This window comes from Erythrobacter cryptus DSM 12079, from assembly GCF_000422985.1.
Lineage (GTDB): Bacteria > Pseudomonadota > Alphaproteobacteria > Sphingomonadales > Sphingomonadaceae > Erythrobacter > Erythrobacter cryptus.
This window is the reverse complement of the sequence record NZ_AUHC01000001.1, coordinates 246,928-264,662: the sequence shown is the minus strand read 5'-3', so window position 1 is coordinate 264,662 and position 17,735 is coordinate 246,928. Positions and strand designations below refer to the sequence as shown.

16 protein-coding genes are annotated in these 17,735 nt (G+C 67.6%); 13 read left to right on the top strand and 3 right to left on the bottom strand.

Going from position 1 to position 17,735, the window contains the following annotated elements; translation table 11 throughout:
- Positions 1 to 54: 54 nt before the first annotated feature.
- From G524_RS0101270 to G524_RS0101230, 9 genes are all read left to right on the top strand, one after another.
- Positions 55 to 678, top strand: a complete 624-nt coding sequence (locus G524_RS0101270; RefSeq protein ID WP_027442078.1) for an NADH-quinone oxidoreductase subunit J — start codon at positions 55 to 57, stop codon at positions 676 to 678.
- Complete coding sequence (nuoK, locus tag G524_RS0101265) at positions 675 to 980, top strand: NADH-quinone oxidoreductase subunit NuoK (RefSeq protein ID WP_027442077.1); 306 nt, start codon at positions 675 to 677, stop codon at positions 978 to 980. The genes G524_RS0101270 and nuoK overlap by 4 nt, the downstream gene beginning before the upstream one ends.
- Before the next feature lie 7 nt (positions 981 to 987).
- The gene (gene nuoL, locus G524_RS0101260; protein ID WP_027442076.1) at positions 988 to 2,979 is read left to right on the top strand and encodes an NADH-quinone oxidoreductase subunit L; all 1,992 of its coding nucleotides are present in this window, start codon (positions 988 to 990) and stop codon (positions 2,977 to 2,979) included.
- Positions 2,980 to 2,994: 15 nt separating this feature from the next.
- Positions 2,995 to 4,557 carry an NADH-quinone oxidoreductase subunit M gene (locus tag G524_RS0101255; protein WP_027442075.1) on the top strand — a complete coding sequence of 521 codons (1,563 nt, stop codon included), beginning with the start codon at positions 2,995 to 2,997 and terminating at the stop codon, positions 4,555 to 4,557.
- Complete coding sequence (gene nuoN, locus G524_RS0101250; RefSeq protein ID WP_027442074.1) at positions 4,557 to 6,035, top strand: NADH-quinone oxidoreductase subunit NuoN; 1,479 nt, start codon at positions 4,557 to 4,559, stop codon at positions 6,033 to 6,035. The genes G524_RS0101255 and nuoN overlap by 1 nt, the downstream gene beginning before the upstream one ends.
- Positions 6,032 to 6,742, top strand: coding sequence for a biotin--[acetyl-CoA-carboxylase] ligase (locus tag G524_RS0101245; RefSeq protein ID WP_027442073.1), 711 nt, complete (start codon positions 6,032 to 6,034; stop codon positions 6,740 to 6,742). Before nuoN ends, G524_RS0101245 begins: the two co-directional genes overlap by 4 nt.
- A gap of 20 nt (positions 6,743 to 6,762) precedes the next feature.
- The gene (locus G524_RS0101240; protein ID WP_027442072.1) at positions 6,763 to 7,557 is read left to right on the top strand and encodes a type III pantothenate kinase; all 795 of its coding nucleotides are present in this window, start codon (positions 6,763 to 6,765) and stop codon (positions 7,555 to 7,557) included.
- Positions 7,558 to 7,649: 92 nt separating this feature from the next.
- Positions 7,650 to 9,236, top strand: coding sequence for a ribonuclease J (locus G524_RS0101235; protein WP_051220861.1), 1,587 nt, complete (start codon positions 7,650 to 7,652; stop codon positions 9,234 to 9,236).
- Positions 9,236 to 9,532: a DUF1467 family protein gene (locus G524_RS0101230; protein WP_027442070.1), complete on the top strand. Its 297-nt coding sequence runs from the start codon at positions 9,236 to 9,238 to the stop codon at positions 9,530 to 9,532. Before G524_RS0101235 ends, G524_RS0101230 begins: the two co-directional genes overlap by 1 nt.
- On the opposite strand, the gene G524_RS0101225 is transcribed toward G524_RS0101230, so the two are convergent.
- Positions 9,529 to 12,093, bottom strand: a complete 2,565-nt coding sequence (locus G524_RS0101225) for an ATPase (protein ID WP_027442069.1) — start codon at positions 12,091 to 12,093, stop codon at positions 9,529 to 9,531. The two genes, G524_RS0101230 and G524_RS0101225, sit on opposite strands and share 4 nt — an antisense overlap.
- Positions 12,094 to 12,163: 70 nt before the next feature.
- On the opposite strand from G524_RS0101225, the gene G524_RS14625 reads away from it, so the two are divergent.
- From G524_RS14625 to G524_RS0101205, 4 genes are all read left to right on the top strand, one after another.
- The gene (locus G524_RS14625) at positions 12,164 to 12,499 is read left to right on the top strand and encodes a hypothetical protein (protein WP_051220860.1); all 336 of its coding nucleotides are present in this window, start codon (positions 12,164 to 12,166) and stop codon (positions 12,497 to 12,499) included.
- 95 nt (positions 12,500 to 12,594) lie between these two features.
- On the top strand, positions 12,595 to 13,785 hold the full coding sequence (locus G524_RS16185; protein ID WP_027442068.1) for a hypothetical protein: 1,191 nt from the start codon (positions 12,595 to 12,597) through the stop codon (positions 13,783 to 13,785).
- 41 nt (positions 13,786 to 13,826) lie between these two features.
- A complete protein-coding gene (locus tag G524_RS0101210) occupies positions 13,827 to 14,738 on the top strand; it encodes a hypothetical protein (RefSeq protein WP_027442067.1) in 912 nt (303 codons plus the stop codon).
- Entirely contained in the window at positions 14,738 to 16,168 is a 1,431-nt protein-coding gene (locus G524_RS0101205) for a sensor histidine kinase (RefSeq protein ID WP_245561254.1), read from the top strand. The genes G524_RS0101210 and G524_RS0101205 overlap by 1 nt, the downstream gene beginning before the upstream one ends.
- Positions 16,169 to 16,223: 55 nt before the next feature.
- On the opposite strand, the gene G524_RS0101200 is transcribed toward G524_RS0101205, so the two are convergent.
- Positions 16,224 to 16,427: a hypothetical protein gene (locus G524_RS0101200; RefSeq protein WP_027442065.1), complete on the bottom strand. Its 204-nt coding sequence runs from the start codon at positions 16,425 to 16,427 to the stop codon at positions 16,224 to 16,226.
- A 9-nt stretch (positions 16,428 to 16,436) separates the two neighbouring features.
- A complete protein-coding gene (locus G524_RS0101195; RefSeq protein ID WP_027442064.1) occupies positions 16,437 to 17,723 on the bottom strand; it encodes a citrate synthase in 1,287 nt (428 codons plus the stop codon).
- Positions 17,724 to 17,735: the final 12 nt, after the last annotated feature.

Here is a 17,735-nt window from a genome sequence, read left to right as displayed (position 1 = left end):
ACGGCCCCCGCGGCCTCGCTCCTGCAAGGGGCGGGCTAGGGGTTGGGGACAAGCATGATACAGGCCATCGCCTTCTATTTCTTCGCGACGATTGTGGTCGCCAGCGCGGTCATGGTCGTCATGGCCCGCAATCCGGTGCACTCGGTGCTGTGGCTGATCCTCGCCTTCTTCAACGCCGCCGGGTTGATGGTGCTGGTCGGCGCCGAGTTCATCGCCATGCTGCTGGTGATCGTCTATGTCGGCGCGGTTGCGGTGCTGTTCCTCTTCGTGGTGATGATGCTCGACATCGATTTTGCCGCGATGCGCGCAGGATTTGCCCGCAATGCCCCGCTCGGCCTTGCCATTGCCGCGGTGCTGCTGGCCGAGCTGCTCCTCGGGGTGGGCGCCTGGCAGGCTGGGGGCATCCGTTTGGGCACGCCCGATGGCGCGGCGCTGCAGCCGGCTGATGTGCCCAATATCGAGGCGCTCGGGGCGCTGCTCTATGGCCGCTACATCCTCCTGTTCGAGGTGGCGGGCATCATCCTGCTGGTGGCGATGATCGGCGCGATCGTGCTCACCTTCCAGCCGCCCGGGCCGGGCGCGCGGGCGCGGCAGGATGTCGGCAAGCAAATTCGCCGCCGTCCGGAGGAAGCCGTGGTGATGAAGCGGCCCGAAGTGGGCAAGGGGATCGAACTGTGATCGGGATCGAACATTACCTGACCGTCGCGGCAATCCTGTTCGTGCTCGGGGTTCTGGGGATATTCCTCAACCGCAAGAACGTGATCGTGATCCTCATGGCGGTCGAGCTGATACTGCTCAGCGTCAACCTCAACCTCGTCGCCTTCAGCGCCTTCATGCAAGATCTGGTGGGGCAGGTCTTTGCCATGCTGGTGCTCACCGTTGCCGCGGCCGAGGCCGCGATCGGCCTTGCGATCCTGGTGATCTATTTCCGCAGCCGCGGCACCATTGCGGTCGATGATATCAACCGGATGAAGGGGTAAGGCGCTCGTGCATCCGATCCTCATCATCACCTTCGGGCCGCTTTTGGCTGCGCTCGTTGCGGGGCTGGGCAACCGCATGATCGGCAATGTTGCGGCGAAGTCCTTGACCACGGCTGCGCTGTTCCTTTCCGCCGCGCTCGCCTGGCCGATCTTCCTTGGCTACCTCTCGGGGAGCGAGAGCGCCGAGGTCGTGCGCGTGCTCAAGTGGGTCGAAAGCGGCACGCTCAGCTTCGACTGGGCCTTGCGGGTCGATACGCTCACAGCGGTGATGCTCGTGGTGATCACCTCGGTCTCGGCGCTGGTGCACCTCTATTCCTGGGGCTACATGGCCGAGGATCCTGATCAGCCGCGCTTCTTTGCCTATCTCTCGCTGTTCACCTTCGCGATGCTGATGCTGGTGACGGCGGACAATCTGGTGCAGATGTTCTTTGGCTGGGAAGGGGTGGGCCTGGCTTCCTACCTGCTGATCGGCTTCTGGTATCAGAAGCCGAGTGCGGGCGCCGCGGCGATCAAGGCCTTCGTGGTGAACCGCGTCGGCGACCTTGGCTTCATGCTGGGGATCTTCGGCACTTACCTCGTGTTCCAGACCACCTCGATCCCCGAGATCCTCGCCGCTGCGCCGGGCATGAGCGGCTCGACCATCACCTTCCTGGGGATGCGCCTTTACACCATGGATGTGCTGTGCATCCTGTTGTTCATCGGGGCGATGGGCAAGAGCGCGCAGCTCGGGCTGCACACCTGGCTTCCTGACGCGATGGAAGGGCCGACCCCGGTGTCCGCGCTGATCCATGCGGCAACTATGGTGACGGCGGGCGTGTTCATGGTCTGCCGCCTCTCGCCGATGTTCGAGACCGCGCCGACCGCGTTGGCGCTGGTCACCATCATCGGCGCGGCGACCTGCTTCTTTGCTGCCACGATCGGCACCACCCAATGGGACATCAAGCGGGTGATCGCCTATTCGACCTGCTCACAGCTTGGCTACATGTTCTTCGCCGCCGGGGTGGGGGCTTATGGCGCGGCGATGTTCCACCTCTTTACCCACGCCTTCTTCAAGGCGCTGCTGTTCCTCGGCGCAGGCAGCGTGATCCATGCCATGCACCATGAGCAGGACATGCGCTTCTATGGTGGCCTCAGGAAGCACATTCCCTTCACCTTCTGGGCGATGATGGCCGGCACGCTGGCGATCACAGGCTTGGGCGTCTATCACCTCGGGCTCGGCTTTGCCGGCTTCTGGTCGAAGGACGCGATCCTCGAAGCCGCCTTTGCGCGCGGCAATGGCGCGGGGCAGTTCGCCTTCTGGGCGGGCGCTTTCGCGGCGCTTCTCACCAGCTTCTATTCCTGGCGCCTGATGTTCCTCACCTTCTGGGGCAAGCCGCGCTGGATCGAGAGCGAACACATCCAGCACGCCGTGCACAAGACGCCGGAGGAAGCGGGCGCCGACACCACCGGCGGCTATCACCCGCACGAAAGCCCGCTCTCGATGCTTGTGCCGCTGGGCGTGCTCACCTTGGGCGCGGTTGCCGCGGGGCAGGTTTTTGCCCCGAGCTTCCTCGACAGCGCGGCTTTCTGGAACGGTTCGATCTTTTACAACGAGGCGCTGATCCACGCGATGCACTCCGTGCCCTATTGGGTGAAATACACGGCTTTGATCGTCATGCTCATCGGCCTTGCCGGGGCCTACCTTGCCTATATCGCGCGGCCCGAGCTTCCGGCGAAGTTCGTGCAGCGTTTCGGTGCCATTCACAACTTCGTCTATCGCAAGTGGTATTTCGACGAGGTTTACGACGCGCTTTTCGTCAGGCCCGCCTTCGCGCTTGGCCGGATCTTCTGGCAGTGGGGCGATATCGGCACGATCGATCGCTTCGGGCCCAATGGCGTTGCCGCGGTGGTGGCGCGTTCTTCGCTTGCCGCAAGGTCGCTCCAGTCGGGCTATGTCTACACCTACGCGCTGATCATGCTGCTGGGGCTGGTCGCGGCTGTCACCTACGTTTTGCTTTAGGAGCGCGCTTCGCTCATGGAAGGCCTTCCTCTCCTTTCGCTGATGATGCTCGTGCCCCTCATGGGCGCGCTGCTCTGCCTGTTTGCCGGGGCGCAGGCCGCGCGGCTGATTGCGCTCGTGGCCACGCTCGTCACCTTCCTGCTCGGCCTCGTGCTCTGGTCGGGCTACGAGATCGGCGGTCCGCAGTGGCAATTCACCGAGCGGGCCGAGCTTTTCGCCGGCTTTGCCTGGGCGCTGGGGATCGACGGCATCGCGCTGATGCTGATCCTCTTGAGCGTCTTCCTGATGCCGATCTGCATCCTTGCCAGCTGGGAGGCGATCGACAAGCGGGTGGGCGAATACATGGCCGCCTTCCTGTTCATGGAGGTGCTGATGATCGGCACCTTCGCCGCGCAGGACCTGTTCCTGTTCTATGTCTTCTTCGAGGCGGGCCTCATTCCGATGTATCTCATCATCGGGGTGTGGGGCGGCGACAACCGCATCTATGCGAGCTACAAGTTCTTTCTCTATACCCTGCTCGGCTCGGTGCTGATGCTCATCGCGATGCTGTGGATGGTGGCCGAGGCGGGCACCTCCGACATCCCGACGCTGATGCAATATGACTTCCCGCCGCAGGCGCAGACCTGGCTGTGGCTCGCCTTCTTCGCCAGCTTTGCGGTCAAGGTGCCGATGTGGCCCTTCCACACCTGGCTGCCCGATGCCCACGTGCAGGCGCCCACCGCCGGCTCGGTGATCCTTGCCGGTGTGCTCCTGAAGCTCGGCGGCTATGGCTTCATCCGCTTCAGCCTGCCGATGTTCCCCGAGGCGAGCGCGCAGTTTGCCTGGCTGGTCTTTGCCCTCTCGATGGTGGCGGTGGTCTATACCTCGCTGGTCGCGCTGGTGCAGGCCGACATGAAGAAGCTGATCGCCTATTCCTCGGTCGCGCACATGGCGATCGTCACCGTCGGCCTGTTCGCCTTCAACGTGCAGGGGCTCGAAGGGGCGATGATCGTGATGCTGAGCCACGGCCTCGTCTCGGGCGCGCTGTTCCTGTGCGTCGGCGTGATCTACGACCGGCTGCACACCCGCGAGATCGCGCGCTATGGCGGGTTGGCAACGAACATGCCCTATTACGCGCTGTTCTTCCTGCTTTTCACCATGGCTTCGATCGGCCTGCCCGGCACCAGCGGTTTTGTCGGCGAGTTCCTCTCGCTCGCCGGGATCTATCAGATCTCGAGCACGGTGGCGCTGGTGTGCACCACCGGGATCATCCTTGGCGCGGCATACATGCTCTATCTCTACCGCCGGGTTGCCTTCGGGGCGCAGAGCAATGCCGATGCCGCCGCCATGCCCGATATCACCGCGCGCGAATGGGCAATGATGGCCCCGATCGCGGCGGCGGTGCTGTGGATGGGGGTCTATCCCGAGACCTTCCTTGCGCCGATGCGCGCCGATATTGCCGCGCTCGATGCGCGTCTTGCCGCCGCGGCGCCCAAGGGCGATGCGCAGCTTGCCGCAGGCGCCCCACGCGGGCCCGCCAACGCCATCGAGCATCATCAAAGCGCTGATCATGCAAGCGCCAAGGAGGGCGCGCACTGATGGACTTTGCCCATTCCTTCGGCCTTATCATTCCCGATCTGCTGCTGAGCGTTTCCGGGCTCGTGCTGCTACTGGTTGTAGCCTGGAGCGGCGACAAGGGCGCGCGCCAGATCGCCATCGGGGCGGCAGCGGCACTGTTCGTTGCCGGCTTCCTGCTGGTGCCCGGGTTGCACGGCGGCGCCGAGGGGCCGGCGACGCTGGGCTTTGGCGGCCTCATCAAGGTTGATGGTTTTGCCCTTTTCGCCAAGGCGCTGATCTATCTTTCCGCGATCGGCGCGCTGATGGTTGCGCCCGCCTTCTTCGCCAGCCCCGCCGCTGGCAGCGAGCGCGGGATGCGCGGCGAATATCCGGTGCTCGTGCTGTTCGCCTGCGTCGGCATGGGGCTGATGGTTTCGGCCAATGATTTCATGAGCCTCTATCTCGGGCTCGAGCTCAACAGCCTCTCGGCCTATGTGCTCGCGGCGATCCTGCGGCGCGATGCGCGCTCGGGCGAGGCGGGGCTCAAATATTTCGTTCTCGGGGCGCTGGCCTCGGGCATCCTGCTCTATGGCATGAGCCTGCTTTACGGCTTTACCGGCAGCACCGGCTTTGCCGCGGTGCGCGCCGGGCTTTCGGGCGAGCTTGGCTATGGCGCCCTGTTCGGGGTGATCTTCGTCCTCTCAGGGCTAGCCTTCAAGATCAGCGCCGTGCCCTTCCACATGTGGACGCCTGATGTCTATGAGGGTGCGCCCACGCCGGTCACCGCCTTCTTTGCAACCGCGCCGAAGGTGGCGGCGGTGGCGCTCACCGCGCGGGTGGTGTTCGAGGTGTTTGGCGCGCAGGTTGCCGCCTGGCAGCAGATCGTGATGTTCACCGCGCTTGCCTCGATCATCTTCGGGGCGCTGGGGGCGATCGGGCAGGAGAACCTCAAGCGCCTGCTCGCCTATTCCTCGATCAACAATATCGGCTTTATCCTGCTTGGTCTTGCGGTGGCCAATCACAGCGGGGCGGCGGCGATGCTGGTCTATCTGTTCATCTATGTTGTCATGAGCCTTGGCAGCTTTGTTGCGCTGCTGATGTTGCGCGGCGAGGATGGCAGCCTGATGGAGACCTTTGCCGATATCCGCGGCCTATCGATCACCCGTCCGGCGCTGGCCGCGGCGCTGCTCATCTTCATGTTCAGCCTTGCCGGGATACCGCCGCTGCTCGGCTTCTATGCCAAGTTCGTGGTGTTCCAGGCGACGGTCGAGGCCGGGCTCGTTGCGTTCGGCGCCATCGCCATCGCGGCGAGCGTGATCGGGGCCTTCTACTACATCAAGTTCGTCAAGGTGATGTTCTTCGATCCGCCCGCCGGGGTGATCACTGGGCGCAGCGGCGCGGCGCATTGGGTGCTGCTGGGCCTGACCGCGGTGATCGTCTCGCCGCTCGGCTATTTCCTCACCCGCTCGCTCAGCGACCTTGCCGACAAGGCCGCTTCAGCCCTGTTCCTCGCGGTTTGATTACCCTCCTCGACGAGACCGGCTCGACCAACGCCGATATTGCCGCGGCGATCCGGCGCGGCGAGGGCTGGGCCGAGGGGCACTGGCTGGTGGCGCGGCGCCAGACCGCCGGGCGTGGGCGGCAGGGGCGCCAATGGTTCGACGGGGCGGGCAATTTCATGGGCTCGAGCGTGGTCATACTGCGCCCCGGCGATCCGCCACCGGCGAGCCTCAGCTTCGTTGCCGCGCTGGCGGTGCACGATGCCGCTGCGGCGCAGGTAGGTGAGGGGGCGGCGCTGGCCCTCAAGTGGCCCAATGACGTGCTCCTTGATGGCGGCAAGCTCTCCGGCATCCTGCTTGAGATGGTGCAAGGGCGCATCATCATCGGGATCGGGGTAAATCTGGCTCACGCACCGCAGGTGCCCGAACGCCGGACGGCGGCGCTCGCAGATGTCACCGCAACGCCCGCGCCCGAGGAATTTGCCGCGCGTCTTGCCGCGTGCTTTGCCGAGCGCCTTGCTGCCTGGCGCACCTTTGGCCTTGCGCCGATCCTTTCGGCCTTCCTGTTGCGATCAATCCACGCCCCGGGCACGCCCGTCACCGTGCATGACAGCGACGGCGCGCGCATCACCGGCACCTTCGCCGGGCTCGATGAGGCAGACGGGGCCTTGCGGCTGCGCTTGGCGGATGGCCGCGAACGTGCCATTCGCGCAGGCGACTTATCCTAAAGCGAGAGAGGACCGGCCCCATGCTGCTTGCCGCCGATGTCGGGAACACCAATGTCGTCTTTGCGCTTGTCGACCTTGGCGTGGATGGAACCCACACCATCCGCGCGCGCTGGCGCATCGCCACCGATCCGCGCCGCACCGGGGATGAATATGCCGTCTGGCTGCTCCAGCTGCTCAAGATCGAGGGGGTGGAGCGCAGCGCCATCACGCAGATCATCATCGCCTCGGTGGTGCCGCGCGCCGACCACAATCTCACCGTGCTGGCGCAGAAATATTTCGGCATCACCCCTCTGTTTGCCGGGCAGGGGGCGGCGCGCTGGCGCTTTGCCATCGATGTCGATCAGCCCTCCTCGCTCGGGGCCGATCGGGCGGTCAATATCCTTGCCGCCCACCACAAGTATGGCGGCGACCTCATCGTCGTTGATTTCGGCACGGCCACCAAGTTCGAGGCGATTGATTACACCGGCGCCTACAAGGGCGGCGCGATCGCCCCGGGCATCAACCTTTCGCTCGATGCGCTGGTGGGCAAGACCGCCAAGCTGCCGCGAATCGCCATCCGCGTGCCCGAAAGCCGCAGCGTGATCGGCCGCAACACCGAGGACCAGATGCTGATCGGGGTGTTCTGGGGCTATGTCGCGATGATGGAGGGGATGGTCGCACGGATGAAGGCCGAGATCGGCCGGCCGGCCAAGGTGGTGGCCACCGGCGGGCTTGCCATCCTGTTCGACGAGGCGAGCGACATCTTCGACCATGTCGATGCCGATCTCACGCTCGATGGCCTTGCCATCCTTGCCCGCCAGGCCGAAACCGCCTGAAGATCGCCAACGTAAGGACAATCGTGACCAAGGAATTTTCCCCCAAGGACGAAGTGCTGTTCTGCGCCCTTGGCGGCTCGGGCGAGATCGGCATGAACGTCAACCTCTACGGCGCCCAGGGCAAGTGGATCATGGTCGATCTCGGCATGACCTTTTCGGGCAGCGAATATCCCGGGGTTGAGCTGGTCTTTGCCGATCTTGAGTTCATCGAGGAGCGCCGCGAGGATCTGCTCGCCATCGTGCTCACCCATGCGCACGAGGACCATATCGGCGCCGTGCCCTATTTCGCCGCCGATCTCGGCGTGCCGATCTATGCCACGCCCTTCACCGCCGACCTCGTGGCGAGGAAGCTCGAGGAAGCGGGGCTGCTCGACGAGGTCGAACTCAATATCATCCCCGAGGATCACGGGCCTATTCCCATTGGCCCCTTCGCCATCACCTATGTGCCGCTCGCCCATTCGATTGCCGAGGGCAACGCCCTGCTGATCGACACGCCCCATGGGCGCATCTTCCACACCGGCGATTGGAAGCTCGACGAGGAGCCCATCATCGGCGAGCCGACCACCGAGGAGGAGCTGCGCGCCATCGGCGATAATGGGGTGCTCGCGCTGGTGTGCGATTCCACCAATGTCTTCAATCCCAGGGCCTCGGGCAGCGAGGGCGCGGTGCACCGCGCGCTGATGGAGGAAGTGGCGCGCCATGCAGGCAAGCGCGTGGTCGTCACCACCTTTGCCAGCAATGTCGCGCGGTTGCAGACCTTGGGCGAGGTCGCGCGCGAGACAGGGCGGCGGATCGTGGTGGCGGGCCGCTCGCTCGAACGGATCATCGAGGTGGCGCAGGACAATGGCTACCTTGCCGATTTTCCCGAGCCGGTCGATTTCGACACCGCCATGGGCCTGCCGCGCGGCGAGGTGCTGATCCTGGCGACCGGCGGGCAGGGCGAGCCGCGCGCGGCGCTGGCGCGCATGGCCGAGGGCAACCATCCGATCGAATTGGCGCCGGGCGATGTGGTGCTGTTCTCATCGCGCCAGATCCCCGGCAACGAGATCGCGATTGGCCGGGTGCAGAACCAGCTGGCCGCCCGCGGCATCACCATGGTGACCGACCGGCAGGCATTCATCCATGTTTCAGGCCATCCCGGCCGGCCCGAGCTTGAGGCACTCTACCTGTGGCTGCGCCCGCAGGTGCTGGTGCCGGTGCACGGCGAGATGCGCCACATGGCCGAGCAAGCGCGCCTCGGCAAGGTCTGCGGTATCCCGGCGCAGGTGGTGCAGAAGAACGGCGATCTCGTCCGCCTAGCCCCCGGCGCCCCCGGCAAGATCGCCGAGGTGCGCGCCGGGCGCCTGGTGCTTGATGGCGACATCATCACCCCGGCCAATGGCGAAGCGATGACGATGCGCCGCCGCATCGCCGCCGAGGGGCTGGTGGTGGTGGTGCTGCTGCGCGGGCAGCGGCCGGTGATCGAGGCGGTGGGCCTGCCGCTGGATGAGGATCTGCCCGAGTTCCTCGATGAAGCCGCCGAGGACGTGCTCGCCGCGATCGGGCGGCTCAAGGGGCGCGACGGGCGCGATCCCGAGGCGATCCGCGAGGCGGCACGGCTCGCCGCCCGGCGCGCGGCGCAGCGCTGGTCGGGCAAGCGCCCACAGGTGCGGGTGATTATCCCTGGGGCCGCGGCCTGATGCAGATCACCTCGATCCTGGCGATCTACTTCCTGTTCTGGGTGATGTGCGCCTTCATCATGCTGCCCTTCGGCGTCAAGACCGCCGACGAGGCCGGGGTGGAGAAGGTGCCGGGGCAGGCCGAGAGCGCGCCGGTCAACTTCCGCCCCGGCCGGCTGATGCTGCGCGCCACCATCCTTGCGGCCCTGTGCACCGGGCTTTATCTTGCCAATTACACCTATGGCTGGATTACCCCGGAGGATATCGACTTCCTGCCCAAGCCGCCCGGGCTGAGCGCTGAAGCCAGCACGCGCTAGGTGCGCAGCCGCTCGATCGCCTGGGCCAGCGCGACATAGAGCTTGCCCATGTCCGATCCCAGCATGGTGACGCTCAGCACATGCCCGTCGCGGGTCGAGAGCGTGGCGCGCAGCAGCGCCTCGAAATCGTGGATGTAGCGGTTGACATTGGCGCGGAAGGTCTCGTCACTGCCATAGAGCCCGGCGATCTCGCGCGCCGTGGCGTTATCAATAAGCCGCACCGCCCGGCGGGTGAAGATCCCGCGGTCGCCCTTGAGATAGGCCTCCCAGGCGGTATCAGCGATCTCGGCCGAAAGCGCGGTGGAAATGTCGATCGCGGCCGAATTGAGGCTCTCGGCGATGAGCGCCATGCGCCGGGAAAAATCATTGTTGACCTGTTCCTCGGCCAGTTCGCGGGCGCGCGCCACGCGCTGCTCGAGATTTCCGGTGAGCTCGTTGACCTTGACCAGCTGGTCGCGCAACTGGATCGCCGCTTCGCGTGCCACGCCCGAGGCATGGGCGGCGGCCTGTTCGAGCTTGCCGATGGTGGCCGCGGCCTCGTTGCGCAGCGCGCGCTCGAGCGTCTCGACCGCCTGACCGCCAAGCTGCTCGGCCAGCGCGCCGGCGCGGGTGAGCGTGCCATCCTCGAGCGTGGCAAAGGTCTCGCGGATCGCCTCCTCAAGCCGGGCGAGCGCGGCGCGCAGCGCATCCTGGCTCTCGCCGGCGAGTGCCGCGCTTTCGGCAGCCAGCCGGGCAAAGCCGCCGCGCAAGCCCTGGAGCCGGGCGAGGGCCTCCTCGCTGTCGGCGGCAAGATCGGCCTTGAAGCTCGTCATGGCGGCCTCGGCGGCCTCGATCCCGGCGCGGGTCTCGTGGAGATAGGCAGAAAGATCCTGCCCCGCCGCGCTGCTGGTGAGCATAAGTTGCGAGACCGCCTCGGCGCGGGTCTCGAGCGTGCCGAGCGCGTCCCCGGCAGCGGCAATGGCCGCGTCGAGATCCTCGCGCAAGGTGCGCGCGGCAGCCTGGATGATCTCGAGCAGCCGCACCGCGCTGTCGGTTAGCTGCTCGAGGCCTCTGGCGGTGTCGCCGAGCGCACTGCGCTTGTCGGAGAGCGCCGCGGCGATGGCCGCCAGAGCGGCGTTGAGGCGCTGCTCGGCCTCGCTCCCGGCAGCGCCGGCCTCGGCCATCACCGCGCGCAGCGCCTCGAGCCTTCCGGCGAGCGCCTCGCCCTGTGCCACCAGCTGCTCGGCCTCGGCCAGCTGGGCGGCGCGCCGCTCGCCAAGCGCATCATCGAGCGCGGCAAGGCGCTGCGCCAGCACCTCGCTCGCCTGGGCCTCCTGCGTCTCGAAGGCGGCCTGACGCTGCGCGATCATGGCATCAAAGCGGCGGCAATGCTCGGCCAGAAGTTCGTCAAGGCGCGCCGCTTCCTCGCGCAAGGCAAGAACGCGCTGGCTCGCCGCGGCGCCGGTGCTGCGGTCAAGCTCATCAATGTTGTGCAGCTTTTCGACCAGCCGGTCATGGAGCGCCGCGATCGCTTGTTCATAGGCGCTGCGGGCATTTTCTGCCGCCTCGGTGAGACGCGTGGTGAGCGCTTTGCCTTCCTCCTCCACCGCGGCAAGGCGCGCTTCATGGGCCGTGCGCGCCTCGCCCGCGAGCGTCTCGAGCTTGGTCTGGTAGGCCTCGGCCTCGGCTTGAAGCGTGGCAAAGCGGCCCTGCGCCAGCGCCTCGATCCGCGCCATCGCCGCTTCAAGCCCGGCAGTGATCCGCTCGACCTCGCTGCCCAGCCCATCGACCTTAGCCGCGCTTGCCGCGCTCGCGGCCTCGAGCCGGGTGAAGCCCTCGCTGAGCCGGGCCAGTTGCTCGTGCGCGGCATGGCCGGCGGCGCCGATCTGGTTGGACACATCGCGCGCACCCTGGGCGATCACCGGCAGATCGCCGCGCAGCCGGTTCATGTTGCCGAGCGCCGCCTCGCTGGCGGTGGCGATGGCGCTCACCTCCGCTCCATTGTCGGCGATCAGCGCCTGCAGCTCTGCCGCGTGGGTGGAGATCCGCTCGACCGCAAGACGCCCGAGCGTTTCGAGATCGCGCGCTTCGGCGGCAAGAAACTCGCGCGCGAGGCTGAGTTCGCGGTTGACCACCTTGAGCCGCGCCTCGAGCGCCTCGCTCTCGCGCCGCAGCAGCGCAGCGCTCTCGGCAAAGCGCTGCGCCTCGGCGCGCGAGGAGCGCATCGCCAGCAGCCAGACGATGCCGATGAGCCCGGCCGGCACCGCCCATTGGCCGATCAGCGCTGCCCATTCGCGCGGTGCTGCGCCGCTGGCGAGCACGTCCTGATGCGCCCAGGCGAAAAACCCGCTCCACCCGGCCAGCACCAGCCCGGCGAGCGCCGCGGCGATCCAGCCGCGGCGCGGGGAGGGCGCATGCGCCGCCTCGGCCTCGTCTTCGGCGCTCCAGCCATCGGCAAGCGCCAGTTCCTCATCGGCAGGGCCAAGCTCCAGCGCCTCGGCCCCTGCCGCCGCGCTCTCCTCAGCCGCGTCGCCCTGGCTGCCCCCGCGCCCCAAGGCGCGCATCTGATGCCGTCCTGCCATGGGACATCCTTACCACACTCGGAATCGCGATAAACCCCGCTTTAACCCGAACAGGCCTATGGCAGCGGCCATGGCCTTCGATTACGGTGCCCTTGATGCCACCCTCGCCGCAGCGGCCGGGGATGATGCCGCGCTGATGCGCGAGCTGCGCCAAGCCTTTCTCGAAAGCGCGGCGCGCCAGCTCGATCTGCTCAAGCGTGCGCGGTGCGATGGCAATTGGCACGTCGCCGCGATGCGGCTCAAGGGCCTTGCCGCGAGCTTCAACGCCGATGATCTGCTTCAGGCGGCCGAGATCGCGCTCCACGCCGCACCCGGCGAGCCGATGGCGGTGCGCGAGGTCGAAGGGGTGATCGCCCGCTATGCCCGCGCCCACCAGCGCGACCAGCAGCGCCAGCAGCGCCGCTGAGCGGCAAAGGCAGGGCAGCGCACACCGCTTGCACTGGCCCGCACAAAGCGGCACTGCGCTGATGCGGACATGATCGCCGCGAGGCGGAGCAGGACATGCGGATCGCGCTTTTGACAGCGCTTTCAACCACCGAGACGGGCGCGCTCGGCGCCGAATTGCCGCTCGCCGGCCGACCCTTGCTCGCCTGGCAGGCGGCGCTCTTGCGCAAGGCAGGGGCCGAGCGGGTGATCTGCCTGTGCCGAGAGCGCTGCGATGCCGTGCTGGCGGCGCAGCACGAGACCGAGGCGGCGGGGACGGAGTTCCACGCCCTCGCGCGCTTTGCCGCGCTGCCCGCGCTGGTGAGGGCCGAGGACACGCTGATCGTGCTGCGCGAAGGGATCCTGCCCGATCCCGCGGCGCTCTCGGGCCTGCTTGGCGCGGGCGAAAGCGCCCGGCGCGTGGTGGTGGCGATCCCGGCCGATCACCCCCGCGCGGCCGCGCATCCGCAGGTGTTCGAACGCATCGATGCCGCCCACTGCTGGGCGGGCCTCTTGGTGATGCGCGGCGGGCCTGTGCAGCGCCTTGCCGATGTTCCCGAAGATGCCGATGCGATTTCGGTGCTGCTGCGCCTTGCGCTTCAGGCCGGCACACCGTGTGAGACGCTGCCGGGCGCGGTGCTTGGCGACGAAAGCTGGATGCTGCTCGACAGCGCCGAGGCTGCCGGGCGGCACGAGGCGCGTTTGATCGCGGCTGCCGCGGCGCCCGTTCCCGGGTCCGCCCCCTCGGCGATGCTGGCCATGGCGCTGGCGCGGGCGCTTGCGCCGCGCGGGGTGGCGCAGGGCGCCTTGATCGCAGGTGGACTGGGGCTGGCGGGCCTCGGCGCGGCGGTGGCCGCCGCGCTCGTCGGCGCAGCCCCGCTCGCGCTGGCGCTTGGCGCGGCAGCGAGCCTCGGCGTCGCGCTTGCCGAGGCGATCGGCTTGCTGGGCGCGCGGCTGCACGGCGTGCCGCCAGGCCGCGGCCTTGCCGCGCTCAGCCCCTTGGGAGACGGGCTTGCCGCGCTGGTCGTATGGTTCGCGCTCGATCCCTGGCCGCTCGAGACGCCGCTGGCGCTCATCGGGCCGCTCCTTGTCGGGCTTGCCCGCCTTGCAGCGCGCTCTGCCGGAGCGCTGGCGCCGCTTGCGGCCGAGCGTGCTGGCCTCCTCGCGCTGCTCGGGCTTGCTGCCGCGCTTGGCCAGCTGCCCGGCGCGGTCGCCGTGCTCGCGCTCACGCTTCTGGCGGTCTTGCTGCTGCGCGCGCCGATGCAATGAACTAACGCGGATTTAACTATGCCGGGACTAAGCCTCGTGCGATGGGCGATGAGGTGATCGATCAGGCTGCCGACAATGCTGTCGAGGCGCTCCTTACGGAGGCTGTCGCGCGCGAGCAGCGCGCGCTGGCGGCGGTCGTCCCGGTGCTGCGCCACCTGCTCGGCAGCGAGGCCGAGGGGCTGGTGAGCGATGCCGTGCTTGCCCGGGTGCGCGGCATGATCGGAGATCTTTCCACGCAGATCGTCGCTGCACGGGCGGGCCGCGATCCGTCCATGCGCGCTGGGCCCGAGGCGGAAGACCAGATCGCGCATTGGAGCGCCGCGCTGATTGCCGACGAGGCGCTGCTCGCCTTCTGCCACGCGCTTGCCGCCGAGGGGCTGATCGCCGAGCGGCTGCACCAGCGCCACGCCATCGATCCGGTGTTGAGCCCATTGCTTCAGGAACTCATCGCCGCGCAGGATCCCGCCACCGCGAGCCTGGCGATGCGCACGCTCGCGGCGCAATCGCGCTTCATCCAGAGCCAGCGGCGGATGGAACTGCCGCTCGGCGAACTTCCGGCCGAGCTGTTCCACGCCCTCGCAATGCGCGCCGGCCTTGAGCATCTTCAGGCCGGGCATGATGAGGGGGCCAGCCGTATTGGTCTGCTCGCGCGCCTGGTGGCGGCGATGCGCGGGGCGGCGCGGGCGGCGCTTGGCCTTGAGCACGCGGGGCTTGCGCTCTTTGCCAGCGCGCTCGCCGCCGCCACCCGCCTCCCGCGCGGCGCGCTGGTGCTCGCCTGTCACGAGGGGCAGGGGGCAAGGCTGGCGCTGGCGCTGCGCGCCGCCGGGGCCGAGTTGCCCGAGATCGAGCGCCAATGCCTGTTGATCGCCCCCGCCGCGCGGATGCCCCGTGCGATTGCCGCGCTGGCGCCCGCGCGCGCCGGGCAAATCCTCGCCAGCGATCCGGCCTGGTGATGACCGCGATGGACCTTCCCGACAGCCGCCTTGGCGCCGCCGGCATCACCGATGCGCGCGACCGCCTGCTCCAGGCCGATGCGGCGCTTGCCGATCTGCAGGAGCGCTGTGGCGGCGAATTGCCGGGAACGCTCGCCATCCCCGAATTGCTGGCGCTGGTGCAGCAGGCGCGGCGCATGGGGCTGCGCCTCGCGCGCGCCTTCAGCGCCTATGATGGCGAGGCGGAGGTCTCTGGCTTTGCTCGGATCCGTCCGCTCGGCGCGGATGAGGGCGGGGGGTGCGAGGTGCTGGTCGAGAACTGGCAGCGCCGGGCGCCTTCGGCAGGGCTGGCGCGCGACATGGCCGCAACGCTCGATGCGATCGACCGGGCCAGCGCCGAAGTCAGCGCCCGGCTCGATGCCCGCCAGCAGGTGCAGGTGCTGAACGCCACCGCCCCCGATGCCGCCGCACTCGAGGCAGCAGCGATGGCAGCCCCGGGGCAGGTTTGGACGCAGCTGGTCGAGCTGGCCGACATTTCGCATCACCAGCCGCTACATTGGCGCCTGCTCGATGGCGCGCTGTGCCGCTTTGCCGGATCGGCGCGCAGCTGGCGCGTGCGGCTGATTCCGCTCGGCCCCGATCCCCAGGCCCCGAGCGGGTTTGAATGGTTGCTGGTGCCTGAGGAACCCCTGCTTGCCGAGCCCGCCGCCGAGGCCGAGGACGATGCCGGCGAGGCAAGCCCTGCGCGCCTGGTCGGCACCGCGCTCACCCCGGTGCTGCGCCAGCCGGTGGCGCGGATCATCGCCAATGCCGAGACCATCCGCGCGCGCCTTGCCGGCCCCTTGCGCGAGGAATACAGCGATTATGCCGCGACCATCGCCAGTGCGGGGCAGCACCTTGCGGCGATGCTCGATGATCTTGCCGATCTCGAGGTGGTCGAGACCCCGGGCTTTGCCACCGCCGAGGAGCCGGTCGATCTGGTTGATGCGGCAAGGCGCGCGGCGGGCATCCTCGGCGTGCGGGCACGCAGCCGCGAGACCGTGCTTGAGGTCGTGGGCGAGGCGGGCGCGGCGGTGGCACGCGCCGAGTTTCGCCGGGTGCTGCAGATCCTCATCAACCTCATTGGCAACGCCATCGCCTATGCCCCCGCGGCGAGCACCGTCACCATCACCGTGCACGGAGCCGCCGGAGACCGCGTGGGCGTGAGCGTTGCCGATGAAGGCCCGGGCATCACGCCCGAGCAGGCGGCGCGGATCTTCGACAAGTTCGAGCGGCTCGGGCGCGCGCAGGAGGGCGGGCGCGAGGGCGGCGCGGGCCTTGGCCTCTACATCTCGCGCCGGCTCGCCGAAGCCATGGACGGCACGCTCACGGTCAGCAACGGGCCGGAAGGCGGGGCGGTGTTCCGGCTCGATCTGCCCGCCTGGGTTGAAAAGCCCAGCGCAACCGGCTGACGGCGTCAGCGATCATCGAAGGGAGGTTGGTGAGCGCGGCAAGAAGGCCGCTGCCTTACCGCACCAATGGGCGCAGCCACCACAGGATGACCGCCCCGGCTGCAAGGGTGAGCGCCCCTGCAAGCGCCCATTCGCCGTGCGCGAACATGAAGGTGCCGGGGGGCCAGGCGAGCAGCCCCAGGCCCTGCAGGCTCCAGAGGCCGCCCAGCACCACCATGGCGAGACCGATCATCCAGATCAGCCTGCGCAGCGCGGCCATGCGCGCCGCTCAGCGCTGGTCGATCGGCACGTAATCGCGCTGGGTCGGCCCGGTGTAAAGCTGGCGCGGACGCCCGATCTTCTGCGCCGGATCGGAGATCATCTCGTTCCACTGCGCCACCCAGCCCACGGTGCGCGCGAGGGCAAACAGGGCGGTGAACATGGTGGTCGGGAAGCCGATCGCCGAAAGGATGATCCCAGAATAGAAATCGACATTGGGAAACAGCTTCTTCTCGATGAAATAATCATCGCTGAGCGCGATTTCCTCGAGCCGCAAGGCTGTCTCGAACAGCGGATCGGTAACCTTGAGCGCGGCGAACACCTCGCGCACGGTCTGCTGCATCACCGTCGCGCGCGGATCGTAGTTCTTGTAAACCCGGTGGCCGAAGCCCATCAGGCGGAAGGGATCGTTCTTGTCCTTGGCGCGCTCAATATAGTGCGGGATGCGATCGGGGGTGCCGATCTCCTTGAGCATGTTGAGCGCCGCCTCGTTGGCCCCGCCATGCGCCGGGCCCCACAGGCAGGCAATGCCCGCCGCGATGCAGGCAAAGGGATTGGCGCCCGAGGAACCGGCGAGGCGCACGGTCGAGGTCGAGGCGTTCTGTTCGTGGTCAGCATGGAGAATGAAGATGCGGTCGAGCGCGCGCTCGACCACCGGGTTCACCACATAGGGCTCGGCCGGAACGCCAAAGGTCATGCGCAGGAAATTGCCGGTGTAGCTCAGCGAATTGTCCGGATACATGAAGGGCTGGCCGATCGAATACTTGTAGGCCATCGCCGCGATCGTCGGCATCTTGGCGATCAGCCGGTGCGAGCTGATCTTGCGGTGCTCGGGATCGGAAATGTCGGTGCTGTCATGATAGAAGGCCGAGAGGGCGCCGACCACCCCGCACATCACCGCCATCGGGTGCGCGTCGCGGCGGAACCCGCGATAGAAGGTCATCAGCTGCTCGTGCAGCATGGTGTGGCGCGAGATGGTGTAGGTGAAGTCGTCGAGTTCCTGCTTGGTCGGCAGTTCGCCATTGAGCAGCAGGTAGGAGACCTCCATGAAGCTCGAATCCTGAGCGAGCTGCCCGATCGGATAGCCGCGGTGGAGCAGCACCCCGGCATCGCCATCGATATAGGTGAGCGCGCTTTCGCAGCTGGCGGTGGAGGTGAAGCCGGGATCGAAGGTGAACAGGCCCGTCTGGGCATAGAGCTTGCGGATGTCGATCACGTCCGGGCCGGTGCTGCCCTCGAACACCGGATATTCATAAGTCTTGCCGTCCAGTTCGAGTTTCGCCAGCTTGTCTGCCACGATAATTCTCCT